Source organism: Castellaniella sp. (genome assembly GCF_047971665.1).
Classification (GTDB): domain Bacteria; phylum Pseudomonadota; class Gammaproteobacteria; order Burkholderiales; family Burkholderiaceae_B; genus Castellaniella.
In genome coordinates this window covers 57,675-84,563 of record NZ_JBKEAA010000008.1, presented here as the reverse complement: position 1 = coordinate 84,563, position 26,889 = coordinate 57,675, and the positions used below count along the sequence as shown (strand labels likewise).

Annotated in this window: 23 protein-coding genes; 12 read left to right on the top strand and 11 right to left on the bottom strand. The window is 63.6% G+C overall.

Annotation, left to right across the window (positions count from 1 at the left end):
• Positions 1-137: 137 nt before the first annotated feature.
• The 5 genes from ACK5JE_RS02200 to ACK5JE_RS02180 form a co-directional block, all read right to left on the bottom strand.
• Positions 138-437, bottom strand: a complete 300-nt coding sequence (locus ACK5JE_RS02200) for a GNAT family N-acetyltransferase (protein ID WP_416800082.1) — start codon at positions 435-437, stop codon at positions 138-140.
• Positions 427-1,878 carry a bifunctional 2-methylcitrate dehydratase/aconitate hydratase gene (locus tag ACK5JE_RS02195; protein ID WP_416800081.1) on the bottom strand — a complete coding sequence of 484 codons (1,452 nt, stop codon included), beginning with the start codon at positions 1,876-1,878 and terminating at the stop codon, positions 427-429. Before ACK5JE_RS02195 ends, ACK5JE_RS02200 begins: the two co-directional genes overlap by 11 nt.
• Positions 1,879-1,903: 25 nt before the next feature.
• Entirely contained in the window at positions 1,904-3,139 is a 1,236-nt protein-coding gene (gene prpC / locus ACK5JE_RS02190) for a bifunctional 2-methylcitrate synthase/citrate synthase (RefSeq protein ID WP_416800080.1), read from the bottom strand.
• A 62-nt stretch (positions 3,140-3,201) separates the two neighbouring features.
• Complete coding sequence (prpB, locus tag ACK5JE_RS02185; protein ID WP_416800079.1) at positions 3,202-4,101, bottom strand: methylisocitrate lyase; 900 nt, start codon at positions 4,099-4,101, stop codon at positions 3,202-3,204.
• A 188-nt stretch (positions 4,102-4,289) separates the two neighbouring features.
• Positions 4,290-5,279 carry a malate dehydrogenase gene (locus ACK5JE_RS02180; RefSeq protein WP_416800078.1) on the bottom strand — a complete coding sequence of 330 codons (990 nt, stop codon included), beginning with the start codon at positions 5,277-5,279 and terminating at the stop codon, positions 4,290-4,292.
• 204 nt (positions 5,280-5,483) lie between these two features.
• Between ACK5JE_RS02180 and ACK5JE_RS02175 the strand changes: the two genes are divergently transcribed.
• The 7 genes from ACK5JE_RS02175 (at position 5,484) to ACK5JE_RS02145 (ending at position 11,207) form a co-directional block, all read left to right on the top strand.
• Entirely contained in the window at positions 5,484-6,254 is a 771-nt protein-coding gene (locus ACK5JE_RS02175) for a GntR family transcriptional regulator (RefSeq protein WP_416800077.1), read from the top strand.
• Positions 6,255-6,320: 66 nt separating this feature from the next.
• On the top strand, positions 6,321-6,734 hold the full coding sequence (gene sdhC, locus ACK5JE_RS02170) for a succinate dehydrogenase, cytochrome b556 subunit (protein ID WP_416800076.1): 414 nt from the start codon (positions 6,321-6,323) through the stop codon (positions 6,732-6,734).
• Positions 6,734-7,114 carry a succinate dehydrogenase, hydrophobic membrane anchor protein gene (sdhD, locus tag ACK5JE_RS02165; RefSeq protein ID WP_416800075.1) on the top strand — a complete coding sequence of 127 codons (381 nt, stop codon included), beginning with the start codon at positions 6,734-6,736 and terminating at the stop codon, positions 7,112-7,114. The genes sdhC and sdhD overlap by 1 nt, the downstream gene beginning before the upstream one ends.
• A 1-nt stretch (position 7,115) precedes the next feature.
• The gene (gene sdhA / locus ACK5JE_RS02160; protein WP_416800074.1) at positions 7,116-8,891 is read left to right on the top strand and encodes a succinate dehydrogenase flavoprotein subunit; all 1,776 of its coding nucleotides are present in this window, start codon (positions 7,116-7,118) and stop codon (positions 8,889-8,891) included.
• Between the two features lie 13 nt (positions 8,892-8,904).
• On the top strand, positions 8,905-9,621 hold the full coding sequence (locus ACK5JE_RS02155) for a succinate dehydrogenase iron-sulfur subunit (protein ID WP_416800073.1): 717 nt from the start codon (positions 8,905-8,907) through the stop codon (positions 9,619-9,621).
• A gap of 9 nt (positions 9,622-9,630) precedes the next feature.
• Complete coding sequence (locus tag ACK5JE_RS02150; RefSeq protein ID WP_416800072.1) at positions 9,631-9,894, top strand: succinate dehydrogenase assembly factor 2; 264 nt, start codon at positions 9,631-9,633, stop codon at positions 9,892-9,894.
• A gap of 17 nt (positions 9,895-9,911) precedes the next feature.
• The gene (locus ACK5JE_RS02145) at positions 9,912-11,207 is read left to right on the top strand and encodes a citrate synthase (protein WP_416800071.1); all 1,296 of its coding nucleotides are present in this window, start codon (positions 9,912-9,914) and stop codon (positions 11,205-11,207) included.
• Between the two features lie 97 nt (positions 11,208-11,304).
• Here the strand turns inward: ACK5JE_RS02145 and ACK5JE_RS02140 are convergent, their stop codons facing one another.
• Positions 11,305-13,599, bottom strand: a complete 2,295-nt coding sequence (locus tag ACK5JE_RS02140; protein ID WP_416800070.1) for an NADP-dependent malic enzyme — start codon at positions 13,597-13,599, stop codon at positions 11,305-11,307.
• A 356-nt stretch (positions 13,600-13,955) separates the two neighbouring features.
• On the opposite strand from ACK5JE_RS02140, the gene ACK5JE_RS02135 reads away from it, so the two are divergent.
• From ACK5JE_RS02135 to ACK5JE_RS02115, 5 genes are all read left to right on the top strand, one after another.
• On the top strand, positions 13,956-16,835 hold the full coding sequence (locus tag ACK5JE_RS02135; protein ID WP_416800069.1) for a 2-oxoglutarate dehydrogenase E1 component: 2,880 nt from the start codon (positions 13,956-13,958) through the stop codon (positions 16,833-16,835).
• 40 nt (positions 16,836-16,875) lie between these two features.
• Positions 16,876-18,093: a 2-oxoglutarate dehydrogenase complex dihydrolipoyllysine-residue succinyltransferase gene (gene odhB / locus ACK5JE_RS02130; RefSeq protein ID WP_416800068.1), complete on the top strand. Its 1,218-nt coding sequence runs from the start codon at positions 16,876-16,878 to the stop codon at positions 18,091-18,093.
• A gap of 95 nt (positions 18,094-18,188) precedes the next feature.
• Positions 18,189-19,616 carry a dihydrolipoyl dehydrogenase gene (gene lpdA, locus ACK5JE_RS02125; RefSeq protein WP_416800067.1) on the top strand — a complete coding sequence of 476 codons (1,428 nt, stop codon included), beginning with the start codon at positions 18,189-18,191 and terminating at the stop codon, positions 19,614-19,616.
• Between the two features lie 43 nt (positions 19,617-19,659).
• Positions 19,660-20,751: a cell division protein ZapE gene (gene zapE / locus ACK5JE_RS02120; RefSeq protein WP_416800099.1), complete on the top strand. Its 1,092-nt coding sequence runs from the start codon at positions 19,660-19,662 to the stop codon at positions 20,749-20,751.
• 44 nt (positions 20,752-20,795) lie between these two features.
• Complete coding sequence (locus ACK5JE_RS02115; RefSeq protein ID WP_416800066.1) at positions 20,796-22,136, top strand: tryptophan--tRNA ligase; 1,341 nt, start codon at positions 20,796-20,798, stop codon at positions 22,134-22,136.
• A gap of 54 nt (positions 22,137-22,190) precedes the next feature.
• Here ACK5JE_RS02115 and ACK5JE_RS02110 read toward each other — a convergent pair whose 3' ends face one another.
• From ACK5JE_RS02110 to ACK5JE_RS02090, 5 genes are all read right to left on the bottom strand, one after another.
• Positions 22,191-23,393 (bottom strand): ABC transporter substrate-binding protein, encoded by a 1,203-nt coding sequence (locus ACK5JE_RS02110; RefSeq protein WP_416800065.1) that lies wholly within the window; start codon positions 23,391-23,393, stop codon positions 22,191-22,193.
• Positions 23,394-23,477: 84 nt separating this feature from the next.
• Positions 23,478-24,194 (bottom strand): ABC transporter ATP-binding protein, encoded by a 717-nt coding sequence (locus ACK5JE_RS02105; protein ID WP_416800064.1) that lies wholly within the window; start codon positions 24,192-24,194, stop codon positions 23,478-23,480.
• Positions 24,191-25,006, bottom strand: coding sequence for an ABC transporter ATP-binding protein (locus ACK5JE_RS02100; RefSeq protein ID WP_416800063.1), 816 nt, complete (start codon positions 25,004-25,006; stop codon positions 24,191-24,193). The genes ACK5JE_RS02105 and ACK5JE_RS02100 overlap by 4 nt, the downstream gene beginning before the upstream one ends.
• Positions 24,996-25,952: a branched-chain amino acid ABC transporter permease gene (locus ACK5JE_RS02095; protein ID WP_416800062.1), complete on the bottom strand. Its 957-nt coding sequence runs from the start codon at positions 25,950-25,952 to the stop codon at positions 24,996-24,998. The genes ACK5JE_RS02100 and ACK5JE_RS02095 overlap by 11 nt, the downstream gene beginning before the upstream one ends.
• Positions 25,949-26,869, bottom strand: a complete 921-nt coding sequence (locus ACK5JE_RS02090; RefSeq protein ID WP_416800061.1) for a branched-chain amino acid ABC transporter permease — start codon at positions 26,867-26,869, stop codon at positions 25,949-25,951. The genes ACK5JE_RS02095 and ACK5JE_RS02090 overlap by 4 nt, the downstream gene beginning before the upstream one ends.
• Between the last annotated feature and the right edge of the window lie 20 nt (positions 26,870-26,889).

Sequence of the window (26,889 nt, the reverse complement as noted above, 5' to 3'; positions counted from 1 at the left end):
CCGGATGCCTCTTTTCCGTGCGGAAACCGGACGAGGACGGGCGGCTCGGCATCCTCAGGGAGGCATCCCCGAGGAGGTGCGAATCCAGCCCGAGGGCTTCACCGGGCCGTTTCGCCCAGGCAGATCAGTCGGACGGATCAGTCGAGCAGATCCTGGTATTCCGGATGTCGCTGCACGAAAGCCGCCACATACGAGCACAGCGCCCGCACGCGCCAGCCGCGCGCGCGGGCCGTGTCCAGCCCCGTGCGCACCAGATCGCCGGCGATGCCGCGTCGGCCCACGGCAGCCGGGACCCCCGTGTGGGTGAACGTCGCAACGGGGCCGTCCAGGGCATAGTCCAGCACGCTGAGGAAGCCGTCCTCCGTCCATTCGAAACGATGGGCGGCCTCATTGTGGCGGATGGCCCGGGCCGTGGGCGCTTGAGCGTCAGATGACATACAGATCCACGTATTCATGCACCGGCATGGCTTCGAGCTTTTCCTGGTCCAGCGACACATCCAGGATGCGCTGCTGCTGGCGGGCGGGGAACTGGCGGGCCAGATTCCGACGGAACTTGGCTTCCAGCAGCGGGATGCCATCCTTGCGGCGACGCTTGTGACCGATCGGGTATTCGCAGACGATCTCGTCGAGCCTGGTGCCGTCCGTGAATTCGACCGTCAGCGCGTTGGCGATGGAGCGCTTGTCCGGGTCGTGATAGTCGGTGGTGAACGCCGGGTCTTCGACGCAGATGGTCCTGTCGCGCAAGGCGTCGATGCGCGGATCGGCGGCCACGCCGTCCTCGTAATCCGCCGCAGTCAGGCGGCCGAACAGGATGGGCACGGCCACCATGTACTGGATGCAGTGATCGCGGTCGGCGGGGTTGTTCAGCGGGCCTTTCTTGTCGATGATGCGGATGCAGGCCTCGTGCGTGCGGATCGTGATTTTCTTGATGTCGGCATCGGTCTTGCCCAGGGCCTGCAGCCTGTCGTGGATCTGCATGGCGCACTCGACAGCGGTCTGCGAGTGGAATTCGGCCGGGAAGGAGATCTTGAACAGCACGTTTTCCATCACGTAGCTGCCGTAGGGGCGCTGGAACTTGAAAGGCTGTCCCTTGAACAGCACATCATAGAAGCCCCAGACCGGCGCGGTCAGCACCGAGGGATAGCCCATTTCGCCCGTGCGGGCCATCAGGGCCAGACGCACGGCGCGGCTGGTTGCGTCGCCCGCCGCCCAGGACTTGCGGCTCCCGGTGTTGGGGGCATGGCGGTAGGTGCGCAGGCTCTGGCCGTCCACCCAGGCCAGGGACACGGCGTTGATGGCTTCTTCCCGGGACAGGCCCAGCATCTGGGAGACCACGGCGGTGGAGGCGACCTTGACCAGCACCACGTGATCCAGGCCGACCTTGTTGAAGGAGTTTTCCAGTGCGATGCAGCCCTGGATTTCGTGCGCCTTGATGATGCCTTCGAGCACGGCGCGCATGGTCAGCGGCGCCTTGCCGGCGGCCACCGCGTTGCGCGACAGCCAGTCGGCCACGGCCAGGACACCTCCCAGGTTGTCGGACGGGTGGCCCCATTCGGCGGCCAGCCAGGTGTCGTTGAAATCCAGCCAGCGAATCATGCAGCCGATGTTGAAGGCGGCCTGCACCGGATCCAGCTGGAACTGCGTGCCGGGGACCTTGGCGCCGTTGGGGACCACGGTGCCAGGCACGATGGGGCCCATGAGCTTGCGGCAGGCCGGGTATTCCAGGCCTTCCAGGCCGCAGCCCAGGGTGTCGATCAGGCAGTTGCGGGCGGTTTCGAGCGCCAGCGCGCTGTCGATCTTGTAGTCGAAGACGTAGTCGACGATATCCACCAGCACCTGATCGGGCTGGGGGCGAACGTTGGAAATGGGTGCGGACATGGAATTTCCTGAAGAGAGGTTCGACTTACTTGCGCTTGGACAGGGGAACGAACTTGCGATCCTCCGGGCCGACGTAGTTGGCCGTCGGGCGGATGATCTTGTTGTCGATGCGCTGTTCGATGATGTGCGCCGACCAGCCGGCCGTGCGGGCGATCACGAACAAGGGGGTGAACATGGCGGTGGGCACGCCCATCATGTGATAGGACACGGCGGAGAACCAGTCCAGGTTGGGGAACATTTTCTTGGCGTCCCACATCACGGATTCCAGGCGCTCGGCGATGTCGAACATTTTCATCGAGCCGGCGGTTTTCGACAGGCGCCGCGCGGTGGCCTTGATCACCTGATTACGCGGATCCGAAACAGTGTAGACCGGATGGCCAAAGCCGATCACGACTTCCTTGGCTTCGACGCGACGGCGGATGTCGGCCTCGGCCTCGTCCGGGGTGTCGTAGCGTTTCTGGATCTCGAAAGCGACCTCGTTGGCGCCGCCGTGTTTCGGCCCGCGCAGCGCGCCGATGGCGCCGGTGATGGCCGAATACATGTCCGAGCCCGTGCCGGCGATCACGCGACCGGTGAAGGTCGAGGCGTTGAATTCGTGCTCTGCATACAGGATCAGCGAGGTGTGCATCGCGCGGACCCATTCCTTGGACGGGGTCTCGCCGTGGAGCAGATGCAGAAAATGGCCGCCGATGCTGTCATCGTCCGTTTCGACATTGACGGCGCGACCATTGTGGCTGTAATGATACCAGTACAGCAGCGCGGAACCCAGGCTGGCCATCAGGCGGTCGGCGATGTCGCGGGCGTCCGGCAGATTGTGGTCGTCCTTTTCGGGCAGCACGCAGCCCAGCGCCGAGGCGGCGGTGCGCATCACGTCCATGGGATGGCTGGCGGCGGGCAGGGACTCCAGGACTTCCTGGACATGGACGGGCAGGCCGCGCAGGCGGCGCAGCTTTTCCTTGTAGGCTTTCAGCTCGGCGGCGGTCGGCAGCTTGCCATGGATCAGCAGGTGAGCGACTTCCTCGAATTCGCAAGTGTCGGCGATGTCCAGGATGTCGTAGCCGCGGTAGTGCAGATCGTTGCCGCTGCGGCCGACCGTGCATAGTGCGGTATTGCCTGCGACGATGCCCGACAGCGCCACGGATTTCTTGGGCTTGGGGGTCACGGGCGCGGCGGCGGGCGCCTTGGATGCGGCGGTCTTGCGGGCTGCGGCTTTTTTGGGAGCAGCAGCTTTCTTGGGAGCGGAGGTGTTCTTGGTTGCCATCAGCGGTCTCCTTGAATGAGGAAGGAATCGGAGTAGGGGCGTTCTGGAGAAAAAAATTCCGGTCAGGACGCTTTGTTCTTGCCTTGCTTGAACAGGGCGTCCAGCTGTTCTTCGTAACGGTGGTAGCCGATCCGGTCGTAGAGTTCTTCGCGCGTCTGCATCAGGTCGAGCACCTGGTGTTGATGGCCGTCGCGGCGGATGGCCTCGTAGACGGTCTCGGCGGCCTTGTTCATGGCCCGGAATGCCGACAGGGGATAGAGCACGATGCCCACCCCCGCGCCTGCGAGTTCCTTGACCGTGAACAATGGCGTCTTGCCGAATTCGGTGATGTTGGCCAGCACCGGGACGTTCAGGCTGTCGGAAAATTTCTTGTAGGTATCCAGATCGTAGGATGCTTCTGCGAAGATCGCATCGGCGCCCGCTTCGACGCACGCATGCGCGCGCGCCAGGGCGGCATCCACGCCGTCGACGGCGATCGCGTCGGTACGCGCAATGATGTAGAAATCGCTGTCGTTGCGGGCATCGACGGCGGCTTTCACGCGATCGGCCATTTCTCCGGTGCTGACGATTTCCTTGCCGGGCCGGTGACCGCAGCGTTTGGCGCCGACCTGATCCTCGATGTGGCAGCCGGCCGCACCGAACTTGATCAGGGATTTGATGGTGCGGGCAATGTTGAAAGCCGAGGGGCCGAAGCCGGTATCGATGTCCACCAGCAGGGGAACATCGCAGACATCGGTGATCCGGCGCACGTCGGTCAGGACGTCGTCGAGCGTATTGATGCCCAGATCGGGCAGGCCGAGCGACCCGGCGGCCACACCGCCTCCGGAAAGATAGATGGCCCGGTAGCCGGCGCGCTGCGCCAGCAAGGCGTGATTGGCATTGATGGCCCCGATGATCTGCAGGGGGGATTCTTCGATCAGGGCCTGGCGCAACAGGGCGCCGGGAGAGGCGGGACGAGTCATGATGGACGCTCCGATGAGCCGCCGGCTCCTGGCGTACCCCAGATATGCGGCAGCGTTCGCCCCGGGCGGGGCGTGATTCCAGCCGGTAACAGTGGCATTCTGGGATCAGATTGCCGCGCTGTCTGTCATCGGCTGGACATTCGGCGGCGCGTGGCGAGTGGATGTCGCACGCGCGCGTCGTGGCGGACTTACTTCAGCAGATCGGCAATGCCGTCGCGTTCCTCGAGCAGTTCCTTCAGGGTGAAGTCCATGCGCTCGCGGGAGAAGTCGTCGATTTCCAGGTCCGGGACCCGGGTGTATTCGCCGTTGGCCGTCGTGACCGGCACGCCGTAAATGATGTCTTCGGGGATGCCGTACGAGCCGTCCGAAGGAATGCCCATGGTGACCCATTTTCCGTCGGATCCCAGCACCCAGTCGTGGATGTGGTCGATGGCGGCATTGGCGGCCGAGGCGGCCGAGGACAGGCCGCGCGCGGCGATGATGGCCGCGCCACGCTTGCCCACGGTGGGGATGAATTCGTCGCGGATCCAGGCCTGGTCGTTGATCAGATCCTGGGCGGGCTTGCCGCCGATGGTGGCAAAGCGCGTGTCCGGATACATGGTGGGCGAGTGGTTGCCCCAGACGATCAGTTTTTCGATGTCGGCCACGGCTTCGCCGGTCTTGGCCGCAATCTGCGACAGGGCGCGATTGTGATCCAGGCGCAGCATGGCGGTGAAGTTCTTGGCCGGCAGGTCTGGCGCGGACTTCATGGCGATGTAGGCGTTGGTGTTGGCCGGATTGCCAACCACCAGGACCTTGACGTCGCGGCTGGCGACTTCGTTCAGGGCCTTGCCCTGGGCGGTGAAGATCTGGGCATTGACCTGCAGCAGGTCCTTGCGCTCCATGCCGGGGCCGCGCGGGCGGGCGCCGACCAGCAGGGCCACGTCCGCGTCCTTGAAGGCGGTGCGCGGATCGCTGTGGGCGCTCATGCCGGCCAGTAGCGGGAAAGCGCAGTCGTCCAGTTCCATCATGACGCCTTGCAGCGCCTTCTGGGCCTTCTCGTCGGGGATTTCGAGCAACTGCAGGATGACGGGCTGGTCTTTGCCGAGCATTTCTCCTGAAGCGATGCGAAACAGCAGGGCATAGCCGATCTGGCCGGCGGCGCCGGTGACCGCGACGCGCATGGCAGGTTTGGACATGGTGGTTCTCCGATAGCGATAGAGTGAGAGAGGGTATCCGGAGGGGATGCAAATTGCTGGTAAGAATAGTGTATTTGATTGGCAGGCGTCAAGGGTCTTATATCTTATATAAGACATAAGAGTATTAGACATCCGGGCCTGGAAATGCGAAAATGCGTCGTCTCATTCTGTAGCATGGCCCAACGGCAGCATTTCCTGACCGACATGTCCGAATCTCCTCTGATTGATCGCCCGCAGACGCCGAGTCGCGCGACGTCCAGCGCTGCGTTCAGCCCCCTGTATCAGCAGATCAAGGGGCTGATCCTGCAGGGGCTCGACCGGGGTGAATGGAAACCCGGCGAGTCGATACCCAGCGAGCTCGAGCTGGCCGCCCGTTTTCAGGTCAGTCAGGGCACCGTGCGCAAGGCCATTGATGAGCTGGCGGCCGAGAACCTGCTGATCCGCCGTCAGGGCAAGGGCACTTTCGTGGCGACGCACAATGAGGCCAAGGTTCGTTACCGATTTTTACGACTGACTCCCGACGAAGGGCGCCCCGGCGTGTCCAGCAGCCAGATTCTCGACTGCCGCCGCACCAAGGCGTCGGCCGAAATCGCCGCCGCCCTGGACCTGCGCGCCGGGGATGCGGTCGTGAACATGCGCCGCGTCCTGTCTTTTGACGACGTGCCCACCATTCTCGACGATATCTGGCTGCCGGGCAGTGTCTTCAAGGGGCTGACCCTGGAATCGCTGCTGCGTTACCGGGGGCCGGTGTATGCCCTGTTCGAAACCGAATTCGGTGTCAGCCTGGTGCGCGCCGAGGAAAAAATCCGCGCGGTGGCTGCCACCGACGTGCAGGCGAAACCGCTGCAAGTCCAGCTTGGCAGCCCGCTGCTGCAGGTCGAGCGCATCGCCTATACCTATGGCGATCGTCCCATGGAGTTGCGCCGTGGTCATTATGTGTCGGAGCGCTATCATTACCGCAACAGTTTGAATTGACTCACGGATGGGCGAAAATACCAAGTGAGCCCAGAATTCCTTCCATTTTCCAACTACGAGGCCATCATGTCTGAATCAGCCGCAAAGCCGCGCCCGCAGTTCCGTAACCTGGGGTTGAGCGACCTCATGAGTTACCGTCTGCCTCCGGCGGCCAAAGCATCCATTCTGCACCGGGTGAGCGGCGCACTTCTTTTTCTGGCGCTGCCGCTGGTGATCGTGCCGCTGTTCGCGCAAAGCGTCGAATCGCCCGAATCCTTCGCGGTCATGCGCGAATGGGTCTCCAGCCCCGTCTGTAAGATCGTGCTGCTGGTCCTGATGTGGGGCTATTTCCACCACTTCTGCGCCGGCATCCGTTACCTGACGCTGGATCTGCATATCGGCAATGAGCGCGCGCCTTCGCAGCGCTCCGGCGCCCTGGTGATGGGCGTGGCCCTGGCATTGACCGTGGTCTTCGGTCTGAAACTCTTTGGAGCATGGTAATGGCTCAAGAACGTATCGGTCGCAAGCGCCTGGTCGTGGGCGCGCACTACGGCACCCGCGATTTCATCGTCCAGCGCGTCACCGCCGTCATCATGGCGGTCTACACCCTGATCCTGGTCCTGTACGCCATCCTGGTGCCCAGCCTGGACTACGCGTCCTGGCGTGCTTTCTTCGCCTTTTCTGTCGGCACGCTGCCGGTCGGGCAGCTGCTGGCGACGCTGGCTTTCCTGTCGCTCGCCTGGCACGCCTGGATCGGCGTGCGCGACATCTGGATGGATTATGTTCATTCCGCCGGCCTGCGTCTGTTCATGCAGGTCATGACTGTCCTGTGGCTGGTCGCCGCGGTGGTCTTCTTCGGTCAAATTCTCTGGAGTCTCTAACGTGGCTGCTGTCAACAAATCCCTTCCGCGCCGCCAGTTCGATGTGGTGGTCGTCGGCGCCGGCGGAGCCGGCCTGCGTTGTTCGCTGCAGCTGGCCCAGGCGGGCCTGTCCGTGGCCGTGCTGACCAAGGTCTTTCCGACCCGCTCACATACCGTGGCCGCCCAGGGCGGCGTCAGTGCCTCGCTGGGCAACATGAGCGAGGATCACTGGCAGTGGCACATGTATGACACCGTCAAGGGTTCCGACTGGCTCGGCGACCAGGACGCGATCGAATTCATGGTCCGCGAGGCACCCAATGCCGTGTACGAACTCGAGCACTTCGGCATGCCCTTCGACCGCAACCCGGACGGCACTATCTATCAGCGTCCGTTCGGAGGGCATACGTCCCATTTCGGCGAAAAACCCGTCCAGCGCGCCTGTGCCGCTGCCGACCGGACCGGCCATGCGATGCTGCATACGCTCTATCAGCGCAACGTCGCCGCCCGCACCCAGTTCTTCGTCGAGTGGATGGCGCTGGATCTGCTGCGCAACAACGACGGCGACGTGCTGGGCGTGACCGCGATGGAAATGGAAACCGGTGAGATCTACGTCCTCGAGGCCAAGCACACGGTGCTGGCCACCGGCGGCGCGGGCCGGATCTGGGCCGCGACCACCAATGCCTTCATCAACACCGGCGACGGCCTGGGCATGGCGGCGCGCGCGGGCATCCCGCTGCAGGACATGGAATTCTGGCAGTTCCACCCCACCGGCGTGGCCGGCGCGGGCGTGCTGATCACCGAGGGGGTGCGCGGCGAGGGCGGATTCCTGCTGAACAAGGATGGCGAGCGTTTCATGGAACGCTACGCGCCGCAGCTCAAGGATCTGGCGCCACGCGACTTCGTGTCGCGGTCGATGGACCAGGAAATCAAAGAGGGTCGCGGCTGCGGCGACGGCAGCTACGTGCTGCTCAAGCTCGATCACCTGGGAGCCGAGACCATCACCAAGCGGTTGCCCTCGATTCGTGAAATCGCCATCAAGTTCGCCAATATCGATCCGGTCAAGGACCCGATTCCCGTGGTGCCGACGATCCACTACCAGATGGGCGGCATCCCCGCCAACTATCATGGCCAGGTCGTCACCCACGCCAATGGCGAGGAAAAAATCGTCAACGGTCTGTATGCGATCGGCGAGTGCGCCGCGACGTCGGTGCATGGCGCCAACCGCCTGGGCACCAACTCCCTGCTGGACCTGATCGTGTTCGGCCGTTCGGCCGGCAACTTCATCGTGGGGCAGCATCCGGAACGCCAGCACAGCCACAAGCCGCTGCCGGATACCGACATTCAGGCTTCTCTGGATCGCGTCAACCATCTGGAGACCCGCACCTCCGGCCAGAAGGCCCAGGATGTGGCCAACAAGATCCGCGTGGCCATGCAGAGCCACTGCGGCGTGTTCCGCAAGCTCGATGTCCTGCAAGAGGGCGCCGAGGTCATCGCCGATCTGGTGCCCGAGGTCCAGGACATCTATTTCTCGGACAAGTCCAAGGTCTTCAACACCGCGCGTATCGAGGCCCTGGAAGTCGCCAACATGATCGAGGTCGCCCGCGCTACCACGAAATCCGCCGCCAACCGCCTGGAATCCCGCGGGGCCCACGCCCTCGAGGATCATCCGGAACGCGATGATGTCAATTGGCTCAAGCACACCCTGTGGTTCGCCGAGGATAACCGCCTCGAGTACACGCCGGTGCGCATGAAGCCCCTGACCATGGACAGCATCCCGCCCAAGCCGCGCACTTTCTAATCTGGATATCGTCATGAGTGAAAAACGTATCGTGAAATTCGAGATCTACCGCTACGATCCGGACAAGGATGAGCGCCCCTACATGCAGAAATTCGAGGTCGAACTGCAACCGACCGACAAGATGCTGCTGGACGCGATTCTGCGCATCAAGAACGAGCTCGACGACAGCCTGGCCCTGCGCCGGTCCTGCCGCGAAGGCGTGTGCGGCTCAGATGCCATGAACATCAATGGCAAGAACGGCCTGGCCTGCACGACCAATCTGATGGAACTCAAGGAGCCCATCGTCCTCAAGCCGCTGCCCGGCCTGCCCGTGGTGCGCGACCTGATCGTGGACATGACCTTCTTCTTCGATCAGTACCATTCGATCAAGCCTTACCTGATCAACGACACGCCGCCTCCCGAAAAAGAGCGGTTGCAGTCGCCCGAGCAACGCGAGGAACTCAATGGCCTGTACGAGTGCATTCTGTGCGGTTCCTGCTCGACCTCCTGTCCGTCTTTCTGGTGGAATCCGGACAAATTCGTCGGCCCGGCCGGATTGCTCCAGGCTTACCGTTTCATCGCGGATTCCCGCGACGAAGCAACCGGCGAGCGTCTGGACAACCTGGAGGATCCCTACCGTCTGTTCCGTTGTCATACGATCATGAACTGCACGGATGTCTGCCCCAAGGGACTGAATCCGTCGGCTGCGATCGGCAAGATCAAGGAAATGCTCGTGCGACGCACGGTCTGAGGAAAGAAAATGCCCGGTGACCTGTCCGTTCTGGACCGGGCCCGTCTACGTTGGCGGGCGCGGCGAGGCCTGCTCGAGAACGATCTCATCATCACGCGTTTCCTGGATGCCCGGGAAACGCAGTTGACCGAGACCGATGTCCGGGCACTGACGCAGCTTTTCGACATGGGCGATAACGAACTGCTCGATATCCTGCTGGGACGAACCGATCTGTCGGGCACGTATGACACGCCCGACATCCGCAGGCTCGTCGAACAGATGAAAGCGCTGTAACTTTAAGGAAGATTCACATGCAGCTATCCGATAAAAAAGCGACGCTGTCGTTCTCCGACGGCAGCCCCTCGGTCGAGTTCCCCGTTTATCAGGGCACGATAGGACCGGACGTGATTGACATCCGCAACCTGTACGGCCAGACGGGGATGTTCACCTATGATCCCGGGTTCATGGCGACGGCCTCCTGCGAATCCGCCATCACCTATATCGACGGCGACAAGGGCCAGCTGCTGTATCGCGGCCACCCGATCGACCAGCTGGCGAAGAACTGCGATTTCCTGTCCGTGGCCTATCTGATCATGAACGGCGAGTTGCCTTCTCCGGACCAGAAACAGGAATTCAACCATATCGTCACGCACCACACGCTGGTGCATGAGCAGATGCATAATTTCCTGCAGGGCTTCCGCCGCGATGCGCACCCGATGGCGGTGCTGACGGGGCTGGTCGGCGCGCTGTCGGCCTTCTATCACGACTCCACCGACATCACCGATCCGCGCCATCGCGAGGTGTCGGCGATCCGCCTGATCGCCAAGATGCCGACGCTGGTCTCCATGGCGTACAAGCATTCCGTGGGTCAGCCCTTCATCTACCCGAAGAACGACCTGTCCTACACGGGCAACTTCCTGCGCATGATGTTCGCCACCCCTTGCGATGACTACGTGGTCAATGATGTGGTGGAACGTGCGCTGGATCGCATCTTCATCCTGCACGCCGATCACGAACAGAATGCCTCCACCTCCACGGTGCGTCTGTGCGGTTCCTCCGGCACCAATCCATTCGCGGCCATCGCGGCCGGCGTGGCCTGCCTGTGGGGCCCGGCGCACGGCGGCGCCAACGAGGCCTGCCTGAACATGCTGGAAGACATCCAGGCCCAGGGCGGCGTGGCCAAGGTCGGCGAGTTCATGGAAAAGGTCAAGGACAAGAATTCCGGCGTCCGTCTGATGGGCTTTGGCCACCGGGTCTACAAGAACTACGATCCGCGCGCCAAGATGATGCAGGAAACCTGCCGCGAAGTGCTCGATGCGCTGGGCCTGCACAGCGACCCGCTGTTCAAGCTGGCCATGGAACTGGAACGCATCGCCCTGGAAGACCCGTATTTCGTCGAGCGCAAGCTCTACCCGAACGTGGACTTCTACTCGGGCATCGTCCAGCGCGCCATAGGCATCCCCACCTCGCTGTTCACGGCCATCTTCGCCCTGGCCCGCACGGTGGGCTGGATCGCTCAGTGGAACGAGATGCTCTCCGATCCCAGCTACAAGATCGGTCGTCCGCGCCAGCTGTACACCGGGGCTTCGCTGCGCGACGTGAAATGATCACGCGCTTTGCCGCCACATGAAAAACGGGCCGCGAGGCCCGTTTTTCATGTTTGTCCGCCGAGCGATACGGTCTCGACGGATGCGCGCGAACCGGTCAGTCCGCCTGGCCCGCCTCCTGCTGGGCGTCCACCACGGCCAGGGCCGTCATGTTGACGATCCGGCGAACCGTGGAACTGGTGGTCAGGATGTGCACCGGGCGTGCGGTTCCCAGCAGGATCGGACCCATCGCCACGCCATGGCTGCCGGTCATCTTCAGCATGTTGTAGGTGATGTTGCCGGCGTCCAGGTTGGGCATGATCAGCAGGTTGGCCGGCCCCGTCAGCGTCGTATCGGGGAAGGCCTTGACGCGGATCGTCTCGGACAGGGCCGAGTCGGCGTGCATTTCCCCATCGACCTCGATCTCGGGCGCACGCTCGGCGAGCAGGCGCCGGGCCTCGGCCATCTTGCGGGAGGACGCCGACGGGCGGCTGCCGAAGTTGGAATGCGAGAGCAGGGCGACCTTGGGCACGATGCCAAAGCGGCGGATTTCTTCGGCGGCCAGGATCGTCATGTCGGCGATCTGTTCGGCGGAGGGATCCTCGTTGACGTGCGTGTCGCAGATGAACAGTGTCTGGGTCGGCAGCATCAGCACGTTCATCGCCGCGTAGGTGCGGGCGGTGGGTTTGAGGCCGATGACTTCCTCGACGTATTTCAGCTGGTTGTCGAAACGACTGGCCACTCCGCAGATCATGGCATCGACGTCGCCGCGTTGCAGCAGCATCACGCCGATCAGGGAATTGTGCTTGCGCACCATGGCCTTGGCGATGTCGGGGGTGACGCCGTCGCGGCCGCGCTGCTTGAAGTAGGCGTTCCAGGTTTCGTTGAAGCGCGAGTCGTCTTCGGGATTGACGATTTCCACGTTCTGTCCGGGCACCAGGCGCAGGCCGAATTTCTGGATGCGCATGTCGATCACGGCCGGACGGCCGATCAGGACGGGTCGGGCGAAGCCCTCGTCGAGCACGGTCTGGGCGGCGCGCAGCACGCGCTCGTCCTCGCCGTCGGCGTAGACCACGCGTTTGGGCGCGGATTTGGCCTGGCGGAACATCGGCCGCATCAACTGGCCGGAGTGGTAGACGATGCTCATCAGGGACTGGCGGTAGGCGTCCAGGTCCTCGATGGGGCGACGGGCCACGCCGGAGGCGGCGGCGGCCTCGGCGATCGCCGGGGAGATCTTGACGATCAGGCGCGGATCGAAGGGTTTGGGAATGATGTATTCCGGCCCGAAGGACAGATCCTGGTCGGCATAGGCGCCGGCGACCTCGGCGCTGCTCTCGGCCTGGGCCAGTTCCGCGATGGCGTGCACGCAGGCCAGTTTCATTTCCTCATTGATGACGGTGGCGCCGCAGTCCATCGCACCCCGGAAAATGAAGGGGAAGCACAGTACGTTGTTGACCTGGTTCGGGTAGTCCGAACGGCCGGTGGCGATGATGCAGTCGGGCCGCGCGGCCTTGGCGTCCTCCGGGCGGATCTCGGGGTCGGGGTTGGCCAGGGCCAGGATCAGCGGCCGGTCGGCCATGGAGCGCACCATGTCCTGGGTCAGCACGCCGGGGGCCGAGCAGCCCAGGAACACATCGGCGCCCTTGCAGACGTCGGCCAGGGTCCGGGCGCCGGTCTTCTGGGCGTAGCGGGCCTTGTTGGCCTCCATTTTCTCGTCGCGCCCCTGCCAGATCACGCCGCGTGAATCGACCACGTAGATGTTCTGCTGCGAGACGCCGAGCTTGACCATCAGGTCCAGGCAGGCGATGGCGGCGGCGCCGGCCCCCGAGCACACCAGCTTGACCTTGCCGATGTCCTTGTTCACGACCTTCAGGCCGTTGAGGACGGCAGCCGACGAGATGATGGCGGTCCCGTGCTGGTCGTCGTGGAAGACCGGGATCTTCATGCGCTCGCGCAGCTTCTTCTCGATGTAGAAGCATTCCGGCGCCTTGATGTCCTCGAGGTTGATCCCGCCCAGCGTCGGCTCGAGCGCGGTGATGATGTCGACCAGTTTGTCCGGATCGTGCTCGTTGAGCTCGATGTCGAAGACGTCGATCCCGGCGAATTTCTTGAACAGGCAGCCCTTGCCCTCCATGACGGGCTTGGCCGCCAGCGGGCCGATGTTGCCCAGGCCGAGCACGGCGGTGCCGTTGGTCACCACGCCCACCAGGTTGGCCCGCGAGGTGTACCGGGCGGCGGCCGCCTCGCCATCGGCATGAATGGCCATGCTGGCTGTGGCCACACCTGGCGAATAGGCCAGGGTCAGATCGTCCTGGTTGGCCAGGGGTTTGGTCGGGACGACGGAGATTTTCCCGGGGGTGGGGAATTCGTGGTAATCGAGCGCCATTTTGGCGCGTTCTTCTTTCAGGTCCATGGATCCTGTGCTCCTGCTGTTTCGTATCGTACGTGTCGTCGCGGTGAAAGAACCCGCCCGATTGTGTGTTTATTCGCGTGTTTGTTTATGACCGGGTCTCTGTTTTTTCCGAGTATTTGCCGAGTGTTTGTTAATACCAACGCCCACCGGGTGAAAATCAGTCCCGATTGGGTGTTTTCGGCAGATCAGTTTAAACCTATGCCGCGAGGCGGGTATACTTTGGCCTTAATACGGCTTATGCAAGGCGTCGTACCGTTGCCTTCTGCCCCTGCTATCCGCTCATCGGTCTGGCCGAGCCGCGGAAGGTTTTTCAATCTGCATCGTTCGGGTGAAGCACCCGTCAGGTGAAGCGCACAATGTCCTCGGAACAAGAACTCCAGTCCAAGTCCTATTTATTCGGCGCCAACGCGCCCTACGTAGAAGACCTCTACGAAGCCTATCTGAACAATCCGGGAGCCATTCCTGATCAGTGGCGCGCCTACTTCGATCAATTGCAGCATCAGCCCGCAGTCGATGGCCGGGAAGGCACCCGTGATCAGGCGCATGCCCCGATCGTCGCCTCCTTCGCCCAGCGCGCTCGCGAAAACGCCTTCCAGGTCCGCCCCGCCCAAGCCTCCGACCAGTCCCTGGCCATCGCCGGCAAACAGGTCTATGTCCAGTCCATCATCGCCGCCTATCGCACGCTGGGTTCCCATATTGCCCAGCTCGATCCCCTCAAGCGCCGCGACCGGCTGGACATTCCGGAACTCGATCCCGCGTTCTACGGCCTGACCGAGGCCGACCTCGACCAGATCTATTCGGCCACGAACACCTACTTCACCAAGGCCGATACGATGACCATGAGGGACATCCTCAAGGCCCTGCGTGATACGTATTGCCACAACGTCGGCGCTGAATTCATGCACGTCTCGGATCCGGCGATCAAGCGCTGGATCCAGGAACGCCTGGAGTCCACGCTGAGCGTGCCGGAATTCACCGTCGAAGAAAAGCGCAACATTCTGCGCCAGGTGACCGAGGCCGAAGGCCTGGAACGGTTTCTGCATACCAAGTACGTCGGCCAGAAGCGCTTTTCCCTCGAAGGCGGCGAGAGCTTCATCGCCGCCATGGACGAGGTCGTGAACCATGCCGGCGAGAACGGCGTTCAGGAAATCGTCGTGGGCATGGCGCACCGCGGCCGTCTGAACATGCTGGTCAACATCATGGGCAAGATGCCCGGCGACCTGTTCGCCGAGTTCGAGGGCAAGCACAGTCAGGCCCTGAGCGACGGTGACGTCAAGTACCACAACGGCTTTTCCAGCGATCTGTCCACGCGCGGCGGTCCGGTCCACCTGTCGCTGGCCTTCAATCCCTCGCACCTCGAGATCGTCGACCCGGTGGTCGAAGGCAGTGTGCGCGCCCGCCAGGACCGTCGCGAGGACGAGGCCGGCGAGCAGGTTCTGCCGGTGCTGGTGCACGGGGACGCCGCATTTGCCGGGCAGGGCGTGGTGATGGAGACCCTGAACCTTGCCCAGACGCGCGGGTACGGCACGGGCGGCACGCTGCACATCGTCATCAACAACCAGATCGGCTTCACGACCTCGGATCCGCGCGACTCGCGCTCCACGCTGTATTGCACGGACGTGGTCAAGATGATCGAGGCGCCGGTCTTCCACGTCAACGGCGACGATCCCGAGGCCGTGGTGTTCATCACGCGCCTGGCGCTGGACTATCGTCAGCGGTTCAAGCATGACGTGGTCGTGGATATCGTCTGCTTCCGCAAGCTCGGCCACAACGAACAGGACACGCCGTCCCTGACCCAGCCGCTGATGTACAAGAGCATCGGCACCCATCCCGGCACGCGCAAGCTCTACGGCGACCGGCTGGTGGCCCAGGGCATCCTCAACGCGGGCGAGCCCGACCAGATGGTCAAGGACTACCGTCAGCTGATGGAGGACGGCCAGCACACGGTCGAGCCGGTCCTGACCGACTACAAGAACAAGTATTCCACCGACTGGTCGCCGTTCCTGGGCGCCAAGTGGACGGATCATGCCGATACCGGCATTCCTCTGGCCGAGTTGACCCGCATCGGCGAAAGACTCACCCAGGTGCCGGACAATTTCACCGTGCATCCGCTGGTCAAGAAGCTCCTGGCCGACCGCCTGGCGATGGCGCGCGGCGAGCATCCCGTGGACTGGGGCATGGGCGAGCATCTGGCCTTTGCCTCCCTGGTGAACAATGGCTATGCCATCCGCTTCACGGGCCAGGATTCCGGCCGCGGCACCTTCACTCACCGTCATGCCGTGCTGCACGACCAGAAGCGCGAGCGCTGGGACGACGGGACCTATGTGCCCCTGCAGAACGTGTCCGAGGGACAGGCGCCGTTCGTGGTCATCGACTCCGTGCTGTCCGAGGCCGCCGTGCTGGGTTTCGAGTACGGTTACTCCACCGCCGAGCCCAATGTGCTGACCATCTGGGAGGCCCAGTTCGGCGATTTCGCCAATGGCGCCCAGGTCGTGATCGACCAGTTCATCTCCTCGGGCGAGGCCAAGTGGGGACGCCAGTGCGGCCTGACGCTGATGCTGCCGCACGGCTACGAGGGGCAGGGGCCGGAGCACTCCTCGGCGCGCATCGAACGCTTCCTGCAACTGTGCGCGGACAACAACATGCAGGTCGTGCAGCCGACCAACGGCGCGCAGATTTTCCATGTGCTGCGCCGGCAGATGATCCGTCCCTTCCGCAAGCCGCTGGTGATCTTCACGCCCAAGTCGCTGCTGCGCAACAAGAATGCCGCTTCGCCCCTCGAAGACCTGGCCGAGGGCGGCTTCAAGCCCGTGATCGGCGAAGCCGACGCGAACATCGCGCCGGACGGCGTCAAGCGCGTGCTGCTGTGCTCCGGCAAGGTCTACTACGATCTGGTGCATGCGCGCGATGAGCAGGATCGCAAGGACGTGGTCATCCTGCGGATCGAGCAGCTTTACCCGTTCGCGCACAAGTCCTTCCAGGCCGAATTGCAGAAATACCCCAACGCCAAGGAACTGATCTGGGTTCAGGACGAACCCCAGAACCAGGGCCCGTGGTTCTACGTGCAGCATCATCTGTTCGAGAACATGGGAGACGGCCAGAAACTCGGCTACGCCGGTCGCCCGGCATCGGCTTCGCCCGCCGTCGGCTACATGGCCAAGCACCAGGAACAACAGCGCGCCCTGATCGAGCAGGCCTTTTCGCCCAAGTTCAAGAGCTTCACGCTGAGCAAATAATCCGACCTCCTTTAAATACAGACAACACGGAAGAATCATCATGGCCATTACCGAAGTCCTCGTTCCGCAGCTTTCCGAATCAATATCGGAAGCCACCCTGCTCAACTGGAAAAAGCAGCCCGGAGAAGCCGTTGAGGCCGACGAGATCCTGATCGAGGTCGAAACCGACAAGGTCGTCCTGGAAGTCCCGGCCCCGACCGCCGGCGTGCTCTCCGAGATCGTCAAGGGCGACGGCAGCACCGTCACCTCGGGTGAAGTCCTCGCCCGCATCGACTCCGATGCCAAGGCTGCCGCTACGCCGGCCGCCGCGCCTGCCGAGGCGGCTGCGCCGGCGCAGGCTTCCGCGCCGGCCGCCGCCGAGACGACCAGGCCGGCCGCCAAGTCTTCGGTGGCGTCCCCGTCCGCCGGCAAGATCCTGTCCGAAAAGGGCATCGATCCCGCCACCGTCGAAGGCACGGGCCGTGGCGGCCGCGTGACCAAGGGCGACGCCCTGAGCGCATCGCAGGCACCCGCCGCCCCCGCCACGCCGTCGGCCCCCGTGCCGGTCGGCCTGGATGGTCGTCCCGAGCAGCGCGTGCCCATGAGCCGCCTGCGCGCCCGCGTTGCCGAGCGCCTGATCCAGTCCCAGACCGAGAACGCCATCCTGACGACCTTCAACGAGGTCAACATGCAGGCGGTGATCGATCTGCGCAAGAAATACAAGGACGTCTTCGAAAAGGAACACGGTGTCAAACTGGGCTTCATGTCCTTCTTCGTCAAGGCCGCCGTCGCCGCGCTCAAGCGCTATCCGATCGTCAACGCCTCGGTGGACGGCAAGGACATCATCTACCACGGCTACTTCGATATCGGGATCGCCGTGGGCAGCCCGCGCGGCCTGGTGGTGCCCATCCTGCGCAATGTCGACCAGCTCAGCATCGCTGAAATCGAAAAGCAGATCGCCGACTTCGGTCAGCGTGCCCAAGCGGGTAAACTGGGTCTGGAAGAACTGACCGGCGGGACCTTCTCGATCTCCAATGGCGGCGTGTTCGGCTCGATGCTCTCGACCCCGATCATCAATCCGCCGCAATCGGCCATCCTCGGCGTGCATGCCACCAAGGAACGGCCGGTCGTGGAAAACGGCCAGATCGTGATCCGTCCGATCAACTTCCTGGCGCTGTCCTACGACCACCGGATCATCGACGGACGCGAAGCCGTCCTGGCCCTGGTGGCCATGAAAGAAGCCCTGGAAGACCCTCAGCGTCTGATGCTGGGCGTCTGATTCCGGATACGGCGTCATTGCGCGCGCGCCCACCCCGGGCGCGCCCGGCGGGCATGCGCATGGCGCATGCCCGCTAACCTCTTCGAGAATTCATCATGGCAAAACAATTCGATGTGATCGTGATCGGCGCCGGTCCTGGCGGCTATATTGCCGCCATCCGCGCCGCCCAGCTGGGCCTGTCCGTGGCCTGCGTGGATGCCTGGACCAGCCCGGCGGGCAAGCCGGCGCCCGGCGGCACCTGCACCAATGTCGGCTGCATTCCGTCCAAGGCGCTGCTGCAATCGTCCGAGCACTACGAGCAACTGAACCATCATTTCGCCGAGCACGGCATCACCGCCAAGGGCGTGAGCCTGGATCTGGCCAAGCTGATCGGCCGCAAGGACACGGTGGTCAAGCAGAACAACGAAGGCATTCTGTTCCTGTTCAAGAAGAACAAGGTGTCCTTCTTCCACGGAACCGGTTCGCTGACCGCCAAGACGGACTTCGGCTGGGCCGTCAAGGTCGCCGGCAAGACCGATGAGGAACTCGAAGGCCGCCACGTGATCGTGGCCACCGGCTCCAGCGCACGCGCGCTGCCCGACGTGCCCTTCGACGAGGAGCAGATCCTCTCGAACGACGGCGCGCTGCGGATTCCCGCCGTGCCCAAAAAGCTCGGCATCATCGGCGCGGGCGTCATCGGCCTGGAAATGGGCAGCGTCTGGCGCCGCCTGGGGGCCGATGTCACCATCCTGGAAGCCATGCCCGATTTTCTCGGTGCTGTCGACCGCGATGTGGCCAAAGAGGCCCAGAAGGCGCTCGTCAAGCAAGGTCTCGACATCCGGACCGGCGTGCGCATCACCGAGGTCAAGACCACGGCCAAGAGTGTCAATGTACAGTACACCGACGCGGCCGGCGCCGAGCAGAAGCTGTCGGTCAACCATCTGATCGTGTCCATCGGCCGCGTGCCCAACACGCAGGGCCTGGGCGCCGATGTGGTGGGCCTCAAGCTGGACGAGCGCGGGTTCGTGGTCGTCGATCAGGATTGCCGCAGCAACCTGACCAACGTCTGGGCGGTCGGCGACGTGGTGCGCGGGCCGATGCTGGCGCACAAGGCCGAGGAAGAAGGCGTGGCCGTGGCCGAGCGTATCGCCGGCCAGCATGGTCACGTCAATTTCGACACCATCCCCTGGGTCATCTATACCTCGCCCGAAGTCGCCTGGGTGGGCAAGACCGAGCAGGCACTGAAATCCGAAGGTCGTGACTACAAGGTCGGCAGCTTCCCCTTTATGGCCAACGGCCGTGCCCGCGCGCTGGGGGACACCACCGGTTTCGTCAAGATTCTGGCCGATGCCAAGACCGATGAGGTGCTGGGTGTGCATATCGTCGGCCCGATGGCCTCCGAGCTCATCTCCGAGGCCGTGACCATCATGGAATTCCGCGGCGCCGCCGAGGACATCGCGCGCATCTGCCATGCGCACCCGACGCTGTCCGAAGCCGTCAAGGAAGCCGCCCTGGCGGTCGACAAGCGCACGCTGAACCTGTAGCTCGTCCGAGTCCTGTTTGGTGAGTTCGTCCTCTCAGACGCGGATGGATGTCAGCGCGTACTACGCGCAGGCGCTCAACGAGCGGGGCTTCGTCGCGGACGAGGCCCAGCGCGTGGCGGTCGAGCGCCTGCAGCGATACTACGACGACTGGATCGAGTTCAAGCGCCAGCGCTCCAACGGCCTGAAAAGGCTGTTTTTCCACCCGGTCGTGCCCCGCGGGGTCTATCTGTGGGGCGGTGTCGGGCGTGGCAAGAGCTTTCTGATGGATGCGTTCTATCTGACCGTACCCGTCAAGCGCAAGGTCCGCCTGCATTTCCATGAGTTCATGCGGGGCGTGCATCGGGAGATCCGCGAAGTCAGCGGCGAGTCCGATCCGCTGGATCATGTGGCGCGCAAGATCGCCGCGCGCTACCGTCTGATCTGTTTTGACGAGTTCCATGTGTCGGATGTGGCTGATGCCATGATCCTGTACCGGCTGTTGCTGCGGCTGTTCGAATACGGCACGTCGTTTGTCATGACCTCGAACTACGAGCCATCCACCCTCTACCCGGACGGTCTGCACCGCGACCGCATTCTGCCGGCCATCGCGCTGATCCAGGAAAAGATGGATGTGCTCAACGTCGATGCGGGGGTGGATTACCGGCGCCGCACCCTGGCGCAACTGCGCATGTACATCACCCCGATCGTGGCGGCGACCCATGACGAACTGCGTTCGGCCTTCGATCGTCTGGCCGATACCGCCGAGCAGAAGCCTGTGCTGAACATCGAGAACCGCGAGATTCAGGCGGTGGCGCTGGCCGGAACCGTGGTCTGGTTCGACTTCATGGCGCTGTGCGGCACACCCCGTTCACAGAATGATTATCTGGATCTGGCGGACCGCTTTCAAACCGTGATTGTCTCCGATGTGCCCCGGATGGCGCCTCGTCAGGCCTCCGAAGCGCGTCGCTTCACCTGGCTGGTCGATGTGCTGTATGACCACAAGGTCAAACTGATCCTGTCGGCCCAGTGTCCGGCCGACGAGCTTTATACTGAAGGCCCGATGTCGAACGAGTTCTCCCGCACTGTGTCGCGCCTGATGGAAATGCAATCGCGCGAATACCTGGCCGAAACACGCCGGGCCTCGGTCGTCCTTTAGCGGCGTGAGATGCCGCGTCTGTCCGGAAATTCCCTGGAAACCCCATGAGCACACCCGTCACCCGCGTCCTGACTGGCATCACCACGTCGGGCACGCCCCATCTGGGCAATTACGCAGGCGCGATCCGCCCGGCGATTCAGGCCAGCGTCGAGCCCGGCGTGGATGCGTTTTTCTTCCTGGCTGATTATCACGCGCTCATCAAGTGCGACGATCCGGCCCGCATCGCGCGCTCGCGGCTCGAGTTGGCCGCGACCTGGATTGCCGCGGGGCTGGATACGGAACGGACGACTTTCTACCGCCAGTCGGATGTTCCGGAGATTCCCGAGCTGTGCTGGATGCTGAGCTGCGTCACGGCCAAAGGGCTGATGAATCGCGCGCATGCCTACAAGGCGTCGGTGGACGCCAACACGGCCAAGGGCATCGAACCGGATGACGGGGTCACCATGGGGCTTTTTTCCTACCCGGTGCTGATGGCCGCCGACATCCTGTTGTTCAATGCGCATTGCGTGCCGGTGGGTCGCGATCAGATTCAGCACCTGGAAATGGCGCGCGATATCGCCCAGCGCTTCAACCATCTGTATGGCCAGGGCGAGGATCTGTTCGTGCTGCCGGAGGTCCAGGTCGACGAGGCTGTCGCCACGCTGCCGGGCCTGGACGGGCGCAAGATGTCCAAGAGCTACGACAACACCATCCCCCTGTTCGAGGGCGGAGCCAAAGCGCTGAAATCCGCCGTGGCGCGGATCGTCACCGATTCGCGCCAGCCCGGTGAACCCAAGGATGCCGAGAACTCGCATCTGTATACGCTGTATCAGGCCTTTGCCACGCCGGCGCAGGCGGCGGATTTCCGGACGGCGCTGGAAGGCGGCCTGGGCTGGGGCGAGGCCAAGCAGGCCCTGTGCGAGCTGATCGAGGCCCAGATCGGGCCGCGACGTGAATACTATGCGGAACTGATGGCCCATCCCGAACGGATCGAGACCATCCTGCTGGCGGGCGCGGCCAAGGCCAGGCGGACCGCCACCCCGCTGATGGCGCGTTTGCGCGAGGCGGTCGGCCTGCGGCTGTCCGCAGGCACGAGCGCCAGGTCTGCGGCGCAGGGAACGGCTGCGGCGCGCGCCGGTCGCGCCCGGATCGTGTCTTTCCGGGACGAGGAGGGGCGTTTCCGCCAGCGTCTGTTCGGGACCGATGGCGCCGAGCTGCTGCTGTCCGAGCCCTTTGACGATCCCAAGGCGCTGAATGGTTTGGGCCGTCTGTTCGTCGGTCGTGACCTGTCGGATCTGAAAGCCGCGGCTGACGGCTGCGTCAGCCTCGAAGCCGGCGGCCAGTGCTGGGCGCGGGTGCGCGCGGCCCTGGTGCCTCAGGTGCAGGACGCATTGTCGGCTCTCTGAGGACGGGGCGCTGAGCGCCCGGGCCTGGGGCGCCGGGCGCGTCGAGGGGCCTCCCTATTTCTTGTAGGGGACCATCTTGCCGTCCTTGATGATGACGGGCTGGTAGGATTCCGACTTCTGCATGCCGTCCTGATCGAACGCCTTGGCGCCGCTGACCCCGACATAATTTTGCGATACCGGAATCAGGGCATCGCGGATGGCGTCGGATGTCGCGGCGCCGGCCTTCTGGATGGCCAGCGCGACCAGCATGGTCGAGTCGTAGGCGTAACCGCCGAAAGCACTGGTCGGCGCCTCGCCGAAGGCCTGCTGATAGTCGGCCGCATACTTGTCGTAGGCCGGGCCCCCCGCGCCGGCTTCCAGTCCCTTGATGCCCTCCGCAATCTGCGGCGTCTTCTGGATGTCGGCCACCCATAATGAAGGATAGTCGGCATACCAGTTCTTGGCGGTCTGGAGGCCAAGCTGATAGGCCTCCTGCATCATCAGCCGGGCATCCGCGCCGAAGGCGGTGAACAGGACGGCGCCGGGGTCCTGGGACACGGTACGCCGCAGATCGGCGTTGTAGTCGGACTTGCCTTCTTCGTAACGGACCTTGGTCGTGCAGCTGATGCCCTCCTGCGCTTCGAGCTGCTTGCAGGCCTGGATCTCCATGCCGACGCCAAAGGGATTGTTGGCCACCAGACTGGCATAGCGCTTGGCGCCGGAGTCTTCGCGGGCGAAGTCGGCAAGCGCCTTGCCCATCAGGTCATCCAGGCCCATGGTGCTGAACAGGTAGGGGCCGATCTTGCGCAGTTCGGGCGAGGTCGATGAAGAGCAGATTTCCACGACTTTGGATTGTTGGGCAAACTGTCCCGTGGGCACGCAGACTCCGCTGGACAGAATGCCCAGCACGACCGGGACCTTGTCCACGTTGACCAGTTTGCGCATGGCGTCCAGCGCGGAGGCAGGGCGCGATTCAGTGTCCTCGATGATCAGCTGGATCTTGCCGCCGATCGCATCCGGACCGATCTTGACGGACGCGCCGCCTTGCATGGCGAGATCGTGCCCCTGGTTGACCTGCTGGACGGCGAGCTGGATGCCGCGTGAGATGTCCTTGCCCTGGATGGCGCTGGTGCCGGTCAGCGGAACCAGGACGCCGATCTTGATGTCTGCCGCCAGCGCGGGGCTGATCAGGCCCGCGCACAGCAATGCGGACGCTGCGGCGGTGGCGAGGGGAGTGAAGCGTTTTTTCATGATGTCGTCCTCCGGTTGGGTCTTCATGAAACAAACTGCCGCTGTTGCGGCGAGGTCCGCCATCCTGATGATTGCGTGCTGGCGGGAGCTTTGGAGCAAGGGTCTGGATGTTCAGCTTTTGGCGGTGCCAAGGTAGGCCTCACGGATTTTCTCGTCGCTCAGAATCGTATCGGCGGGGCCTTCGAAGGCGTTCTTGCCGTCGGCCAGCACGATGCCTGTCGTGGATGCGCGCAGGGACAGTTCGGCATTCTGTTCGACAATCAGGATGGTGCGGCCCTGTGTGTTGATTTCCTGGATCTTTTCGAAAACCTCGGCGGCGATGCGCGGAGACAACGCGGCCGTCGGCTCATCGAGCAGGAGCAGGCGCGGATCGGTCATCAGCGCGCGGGCCAGCGCGAGCATCTGCCGTTCGCCCCCGCTCATGGTGTGGACGCGCTGGCGCCGACGCTCGGCCAGTCTGGGGAACCGCTCGAACTGCGTCTGAACGCGGACCGACAGGACGGCGCTGTCCAGCGTGTACCCGCCCATCTTCAGGTTTTCTTCGACGGAGAGCGAAGGAAAGACGTTGTCCAGTTGAGGGACGAAGGCGATGCCGCGGGTCACCCTCAGGTGGGCGGGCAGCCTGGTGATGTCCTCGCCATCGAAGTGGACCCGTCCGCTGCTGGGTACGAGATAGCCCATCAGGGCTTTCAGGAAGGTGGATTTTCCGGCGCCGTTGGGGCCGATGATGGTTGTGATCTCGCCTTCCTGGACCCGCAGGCTGACGCCGTGCAGGATCTCCGTATCGCCATAGCCCGCGATCAGGCTTTCTGCGTGCAACAGGCTCATGCTGGGGCTTCCTGTGATGAAGACGCTGCATCCGGCGTCGTGGCCGGCCCTGTCTGTCCGCCTGCCGCGATGTAGGCGCGCAGCACATCCTCCCGGTCCAGCACATCGCCCACGGGGCCTTCGGCCAGCACCTGACCCATGTCCAGCACGCACAGGGTGTCGCACAGTTCCCGTATCACGGCCATGTTGTGCTCAATGATCAGAAAGGTCTCGCCTTGCTGGCGCAGGGTCTTGATGACGTCCACGATGTCGTCGATCAGCCGCGGATTGACGCCGGCGACCGGCTCGTCGAGCAGGATCAGGCGGGGGCGCGCCATCAGGACCTGCGCCAGGGCCAGCAGTTTTTTCTGTCCGCCCGAGAGTCCGCCCGCCAGCGCGTTTGCGTGATCCTGCAGCTTCACCATGCTCAGGAGATGCCAGGCGCGCTCGAGGTTCTCGTGCTCCTCGCGGTTCACCTGCCGACGGTAGAGCAGGGACGCCAGCACCGATTCGCCGCGCTGCTGGCGCGCGCCCAGCAGCATGTTCTCCATGACGGTCATGCGCTGCGGATTGAGCGTGATCTGAAAAGTACGACACAGCCCCAGCCGGGCAATCCGGAAGGGCGGCAGATTGTGGATGGGCCGGCCATCGAAGCGGATATTGCCCGCATGGGGTCTGAGGAAACCGGAAATAATGTGGACGAGCGTCGTTTTGCCTGATCCGTTGGGGCCGATCAGCCCTGTAATCCGGCCTTCCTCCGCCGTCAGGGAGACTTCGCGCAGCGCCTGCAGGCCGCCGAAATGGCGCGAGACCTTGTCGACTTCAAGCAGCATGGCGTTCTCCCGGTGACGACGGGGGTGGTGCGGCCGTGTTGGCAGGTTTGGGGTAGCGGCGCTTGCGTTCAGGTACCAGCCCCTGGGGCAGGTAGAGGATCACCAGGATGATCAGTACACCGATCAGCACCATGCGCAGGGCCGCCACGGTGGCCGAGTATTCAGAGGGGACGTCGATGAAGCGCGTGGAGTTGTAGATGGCTTCGATGACCAGCGTGCCGGTCAGGGCGCCCAGGTTGTTGCCCGGGCCGCCCATGATGACCATGGCCCAGACCAGGAAGGTTTCCAGGGGCATGAAAAAGCGCGGATCGATGAAACCGACGAAATGCGCGTAGAGACTGCCCCCGGCGCCGGCCAGGGCGCCGCCGATGATGAGCGCCTTGATGCGGGCGCGGCGCACGTCCTTGCCCAGCGAGCGGGCCACCTCGTCGCTTTCCCGGATGCCTTTCAGGAGGCGGCCGAACGGGGTCCGGTCCAGCCAGGTGACGAGCAGGTAGGCGGCCAGGACGCAGACGATGACCAGGGCAAGATAGACATAGCCGTACTGGCGGCTTGTGAATGCGTCCTGGAAGGGCGCTGGAATGTTGCTGATTCCGTAGGAGGCGCCGACGTAGTCACTGCGCAGATTGGTGTTGAGAAAGATGATGCGGATCAGCTCGGCGGCGGCCAGGGTGGCGATGGCCCAGTAGTCCTGCTTCAGATCACCGATCGGCAGGGCCATCAGTCCGCCCAGCACGCCACCGCCCAGGATGGCGAACAGGAATCCCAGCCAGATCGGCAAACCGAGGATCGAGGTGGCAATGCTCGAAAAATACGCGCCGACCATGAAAAAGGCCACCTGCCCGAAATTCACCAGTCCGGTCTGTCCGTACTGAAAGCTGAGGCTCAGACTGATCAGGCCATAGATGCCGACCACGGTAAAGAGATAGACCAGAAAATCGCTCATGAGGCTCGCCTCCCCAGCAGTCCGCGCGGTCGCACCAGCAGGATCAGGATCAGGATCACGAAGGTGATCCCGGTCTTGTATCCCACCGGGATGTAGAGTTCGGTTTCGGCGCTCAGGCGCAGGGCTTGCGCCAGGGGGCCCCAGTTGATGGTCAGGCCGATGTTCTCGGCAAAGGCGATGAGCATGGCGCCCAGGACGGCGCCATACACGTTGCCGATCCCGCCCACGATGGCTGCGGCAAAGACGGCGACCATGATCTCGAATCCCATGTTCGACTGGATCTGCGCGACCAGGCCGAGCATGATGCCGCCCAGCGCACCGAGCGCCGCGCCGATGAACCAGACCGTCCGGATGATGCGCTCTGTGTAGATGCCGCTGGCCTCGGAGAGCTGCGGATTGTCCGCCGTGGCGCGCATCGCCATGCCGAGTTTGGTGCGCGTCAGCAGCAGGTGAAAGCCGAGCATGGCGACCAGGGCCGTGGCGATCACGGCTGCGCCGACCGGCGAGATGCGTCCTCCCAGGATGAGCCATGGGCGGGACAGCGGGATCGGATATGAATGGGCGCTTGGCCCCCAGAGGGCCTGGGCACCATACTGCATCACCATTCCCAGACCGAACGAGGCGATCATGAGGATGGCGGCGGGCCGGTGGCGCAGTTGCGAGAAGATGAGCCGGTCGCTCAGGACGCCCAGGCCGCCCGTGAGGATGCAGGCCACCACGGCGCCGGTCAGGATGGCCCATGCCGGTGGCAGCGGCAGGTTCAGGCTGGCGGTCAGTGCGACAAATGCACCGATGGTGCCGAACTGGACATGCGCGAAGCTGGCAAAGCGCAGAATGTCGTAGACCATCGTCAGGCCGACGGCGATCAGGGCCAGCTCGGATGTCCGGACCAGGCTGTCAATGATGACCTGGAACATGACGCGTCTCCGTGCCGGTG

Bases quoted from the DNA above. Each gene is read 5' to 3' on its own strand.
- ACK5JE_RS02200 (WP_416800082.1), bottom strand. From the start codon at position 437: ATGTCATCTGACGCTCAAGCGCCCACGGCCCGGGCCATCCGCCACAAT.
- ACK5JE_RS02195 (WP_416800081.1), bottom strand. From the start codon at position 1,878: ATGTCCGCACCCATTTCCAACGTTCGCCCCCAGCCCGATCAGGTGCTG.
- prpC (WP_416800080.1), bottom strand. From the start codon at position 3,139: ATGGCAACCAAGAACACCTCCGCTCCCAAGAAAGCTGCTGCTCCCAAA.
- prpB (WP_416800079.1), bottom strand. From the start codon at position 4,101: ATGACTCGTCCCGCCTCTCCCGGCGCCCTGTTGCGCCAGGCCCTGATC.
- ACK5JE_RS02180 (WP_416800078.1), bottom strand. From the start codon at position 5,279: ATGTCCAAACCTGCCATGCGCGTCGCGGTCACCGGCGCCGCCGGCCAG.
- ACK5JE_RS02175 (WP_416800077.1), top strand. From the start codon at position 5,484: ATGTCCGAATCTCCTCTGATTGATCGCCCGCAGACGCCGAGTCGCGCG.
- sdhC (WP_416800076.1), top strand. From the start codon at position 6,321: ATGTCTGAATCAGCCGCAAAGCCGCGCCCGCAGTTCCGTAACCTGGGG.
- sdhD (WP_416800075.1), top strand. From the start codon at position 6,734: ATGGCTCAAGAACGTATCGGTCGCAAGCGCCTGGTCGTGGGCGCGCAC.
- ACK5JE_RS02155 (WP_416800073.1), top strand. From the start codon at position 8,905: ATGAGTGAAAAACGTATCGTGAAATTCGAGATCTACCGCTACGATCCG.
- ACK5JE_RS02150 (WP_416800072.1), top strand. From the start codon at position 9,631: ATGCCCGGTGACCTGTCCGTTCTGGACCGGGCCCGTCTACGTTGGCGG.
- ACK5JE_RS02145 (WP_416800071.1), top strand. From the start codon at position 9,912: ATGCAGCTATCCGATAAAAAAGCGACGCTGTCGTTCTCCGACGGCAGC.
- ACK5JE_RS02140 (WP_416800070.1), bottom strand. From the start codon at position 13,599: ATGGACCTGAAAGAAGAACGCGCCAAAATGGCGCTCGATTACCACGAA.
- ACK5JE_RS02135 (WP_416800069.1), top strand. From the start codon at position 13,956: ATGTCCTCGGAACAAGAACTCCAGTCCAAGTCCTATTTATTCGGCGCC.
- odhB (WP_416800068.1), top strand. From the start codon at position 16,876: ATGGCCATTACCGAAGTCCTCGTTCCGCAGCTTTCCGAATCAATATCG.
- lpdA (WP_416800067.1), top strand. From the start codon at position 18,189: ATGGCAAAACAATTCGATGTGATCGTGATCGGCGCCGGTCCTGGCGGC.
- zapE (WP_416800099.1), top strand. From the start codon at position 19,660: ATGGATGTCAGCGCGTACTACGCGCAGGCGCTCAACGAGCGGGGCTTC.
- ACK5JE_RS02115 (WP_416800066.1), top strand. From the start codon at position 20,796: ATGAGCACACCCGTCACCCGCGTCCTGACTGGCATCACCACGTCGGGC.
- ACK5JE_RS02110 (WP_416800065.1), bottom strand. From the start codon at position 23,393: ATGAAGACCCAACCGGAGGACGACATCATGAAAAAACGCTTCACTCCC.
- ACK5JE_RS02105 (WP_416800064.1), bottom strand. From the start codon at position 24,194: ATGAGCCTGTTGCACGCAGAAAGCCTGATCGCGGGCTATGGCGATACG.
- ACK5JE_RS02100 (WP_416800063.1), bottom strand. From the start codon at position 25,006: ATGCTGCTTGAAGTCGACAAGGTCTCGCGCCATTTCGGCGGCCTGCAG.
- ACK5JE_RS02095 (WP_416800062.1), bottom strand. From the start codon at position 25,952: ATGAGCGATTTTCTGGTCTATCTCTTTACCGTGGTCGGCATCTATGGC.
- ACK5JE_RS02090 (WP_416800061.1), bottom strand. From the start codon at position 26,869: ATGTTCCAGGTCATCATTGACAGCCTGGTCCGGACATCCGAGCTGGCC.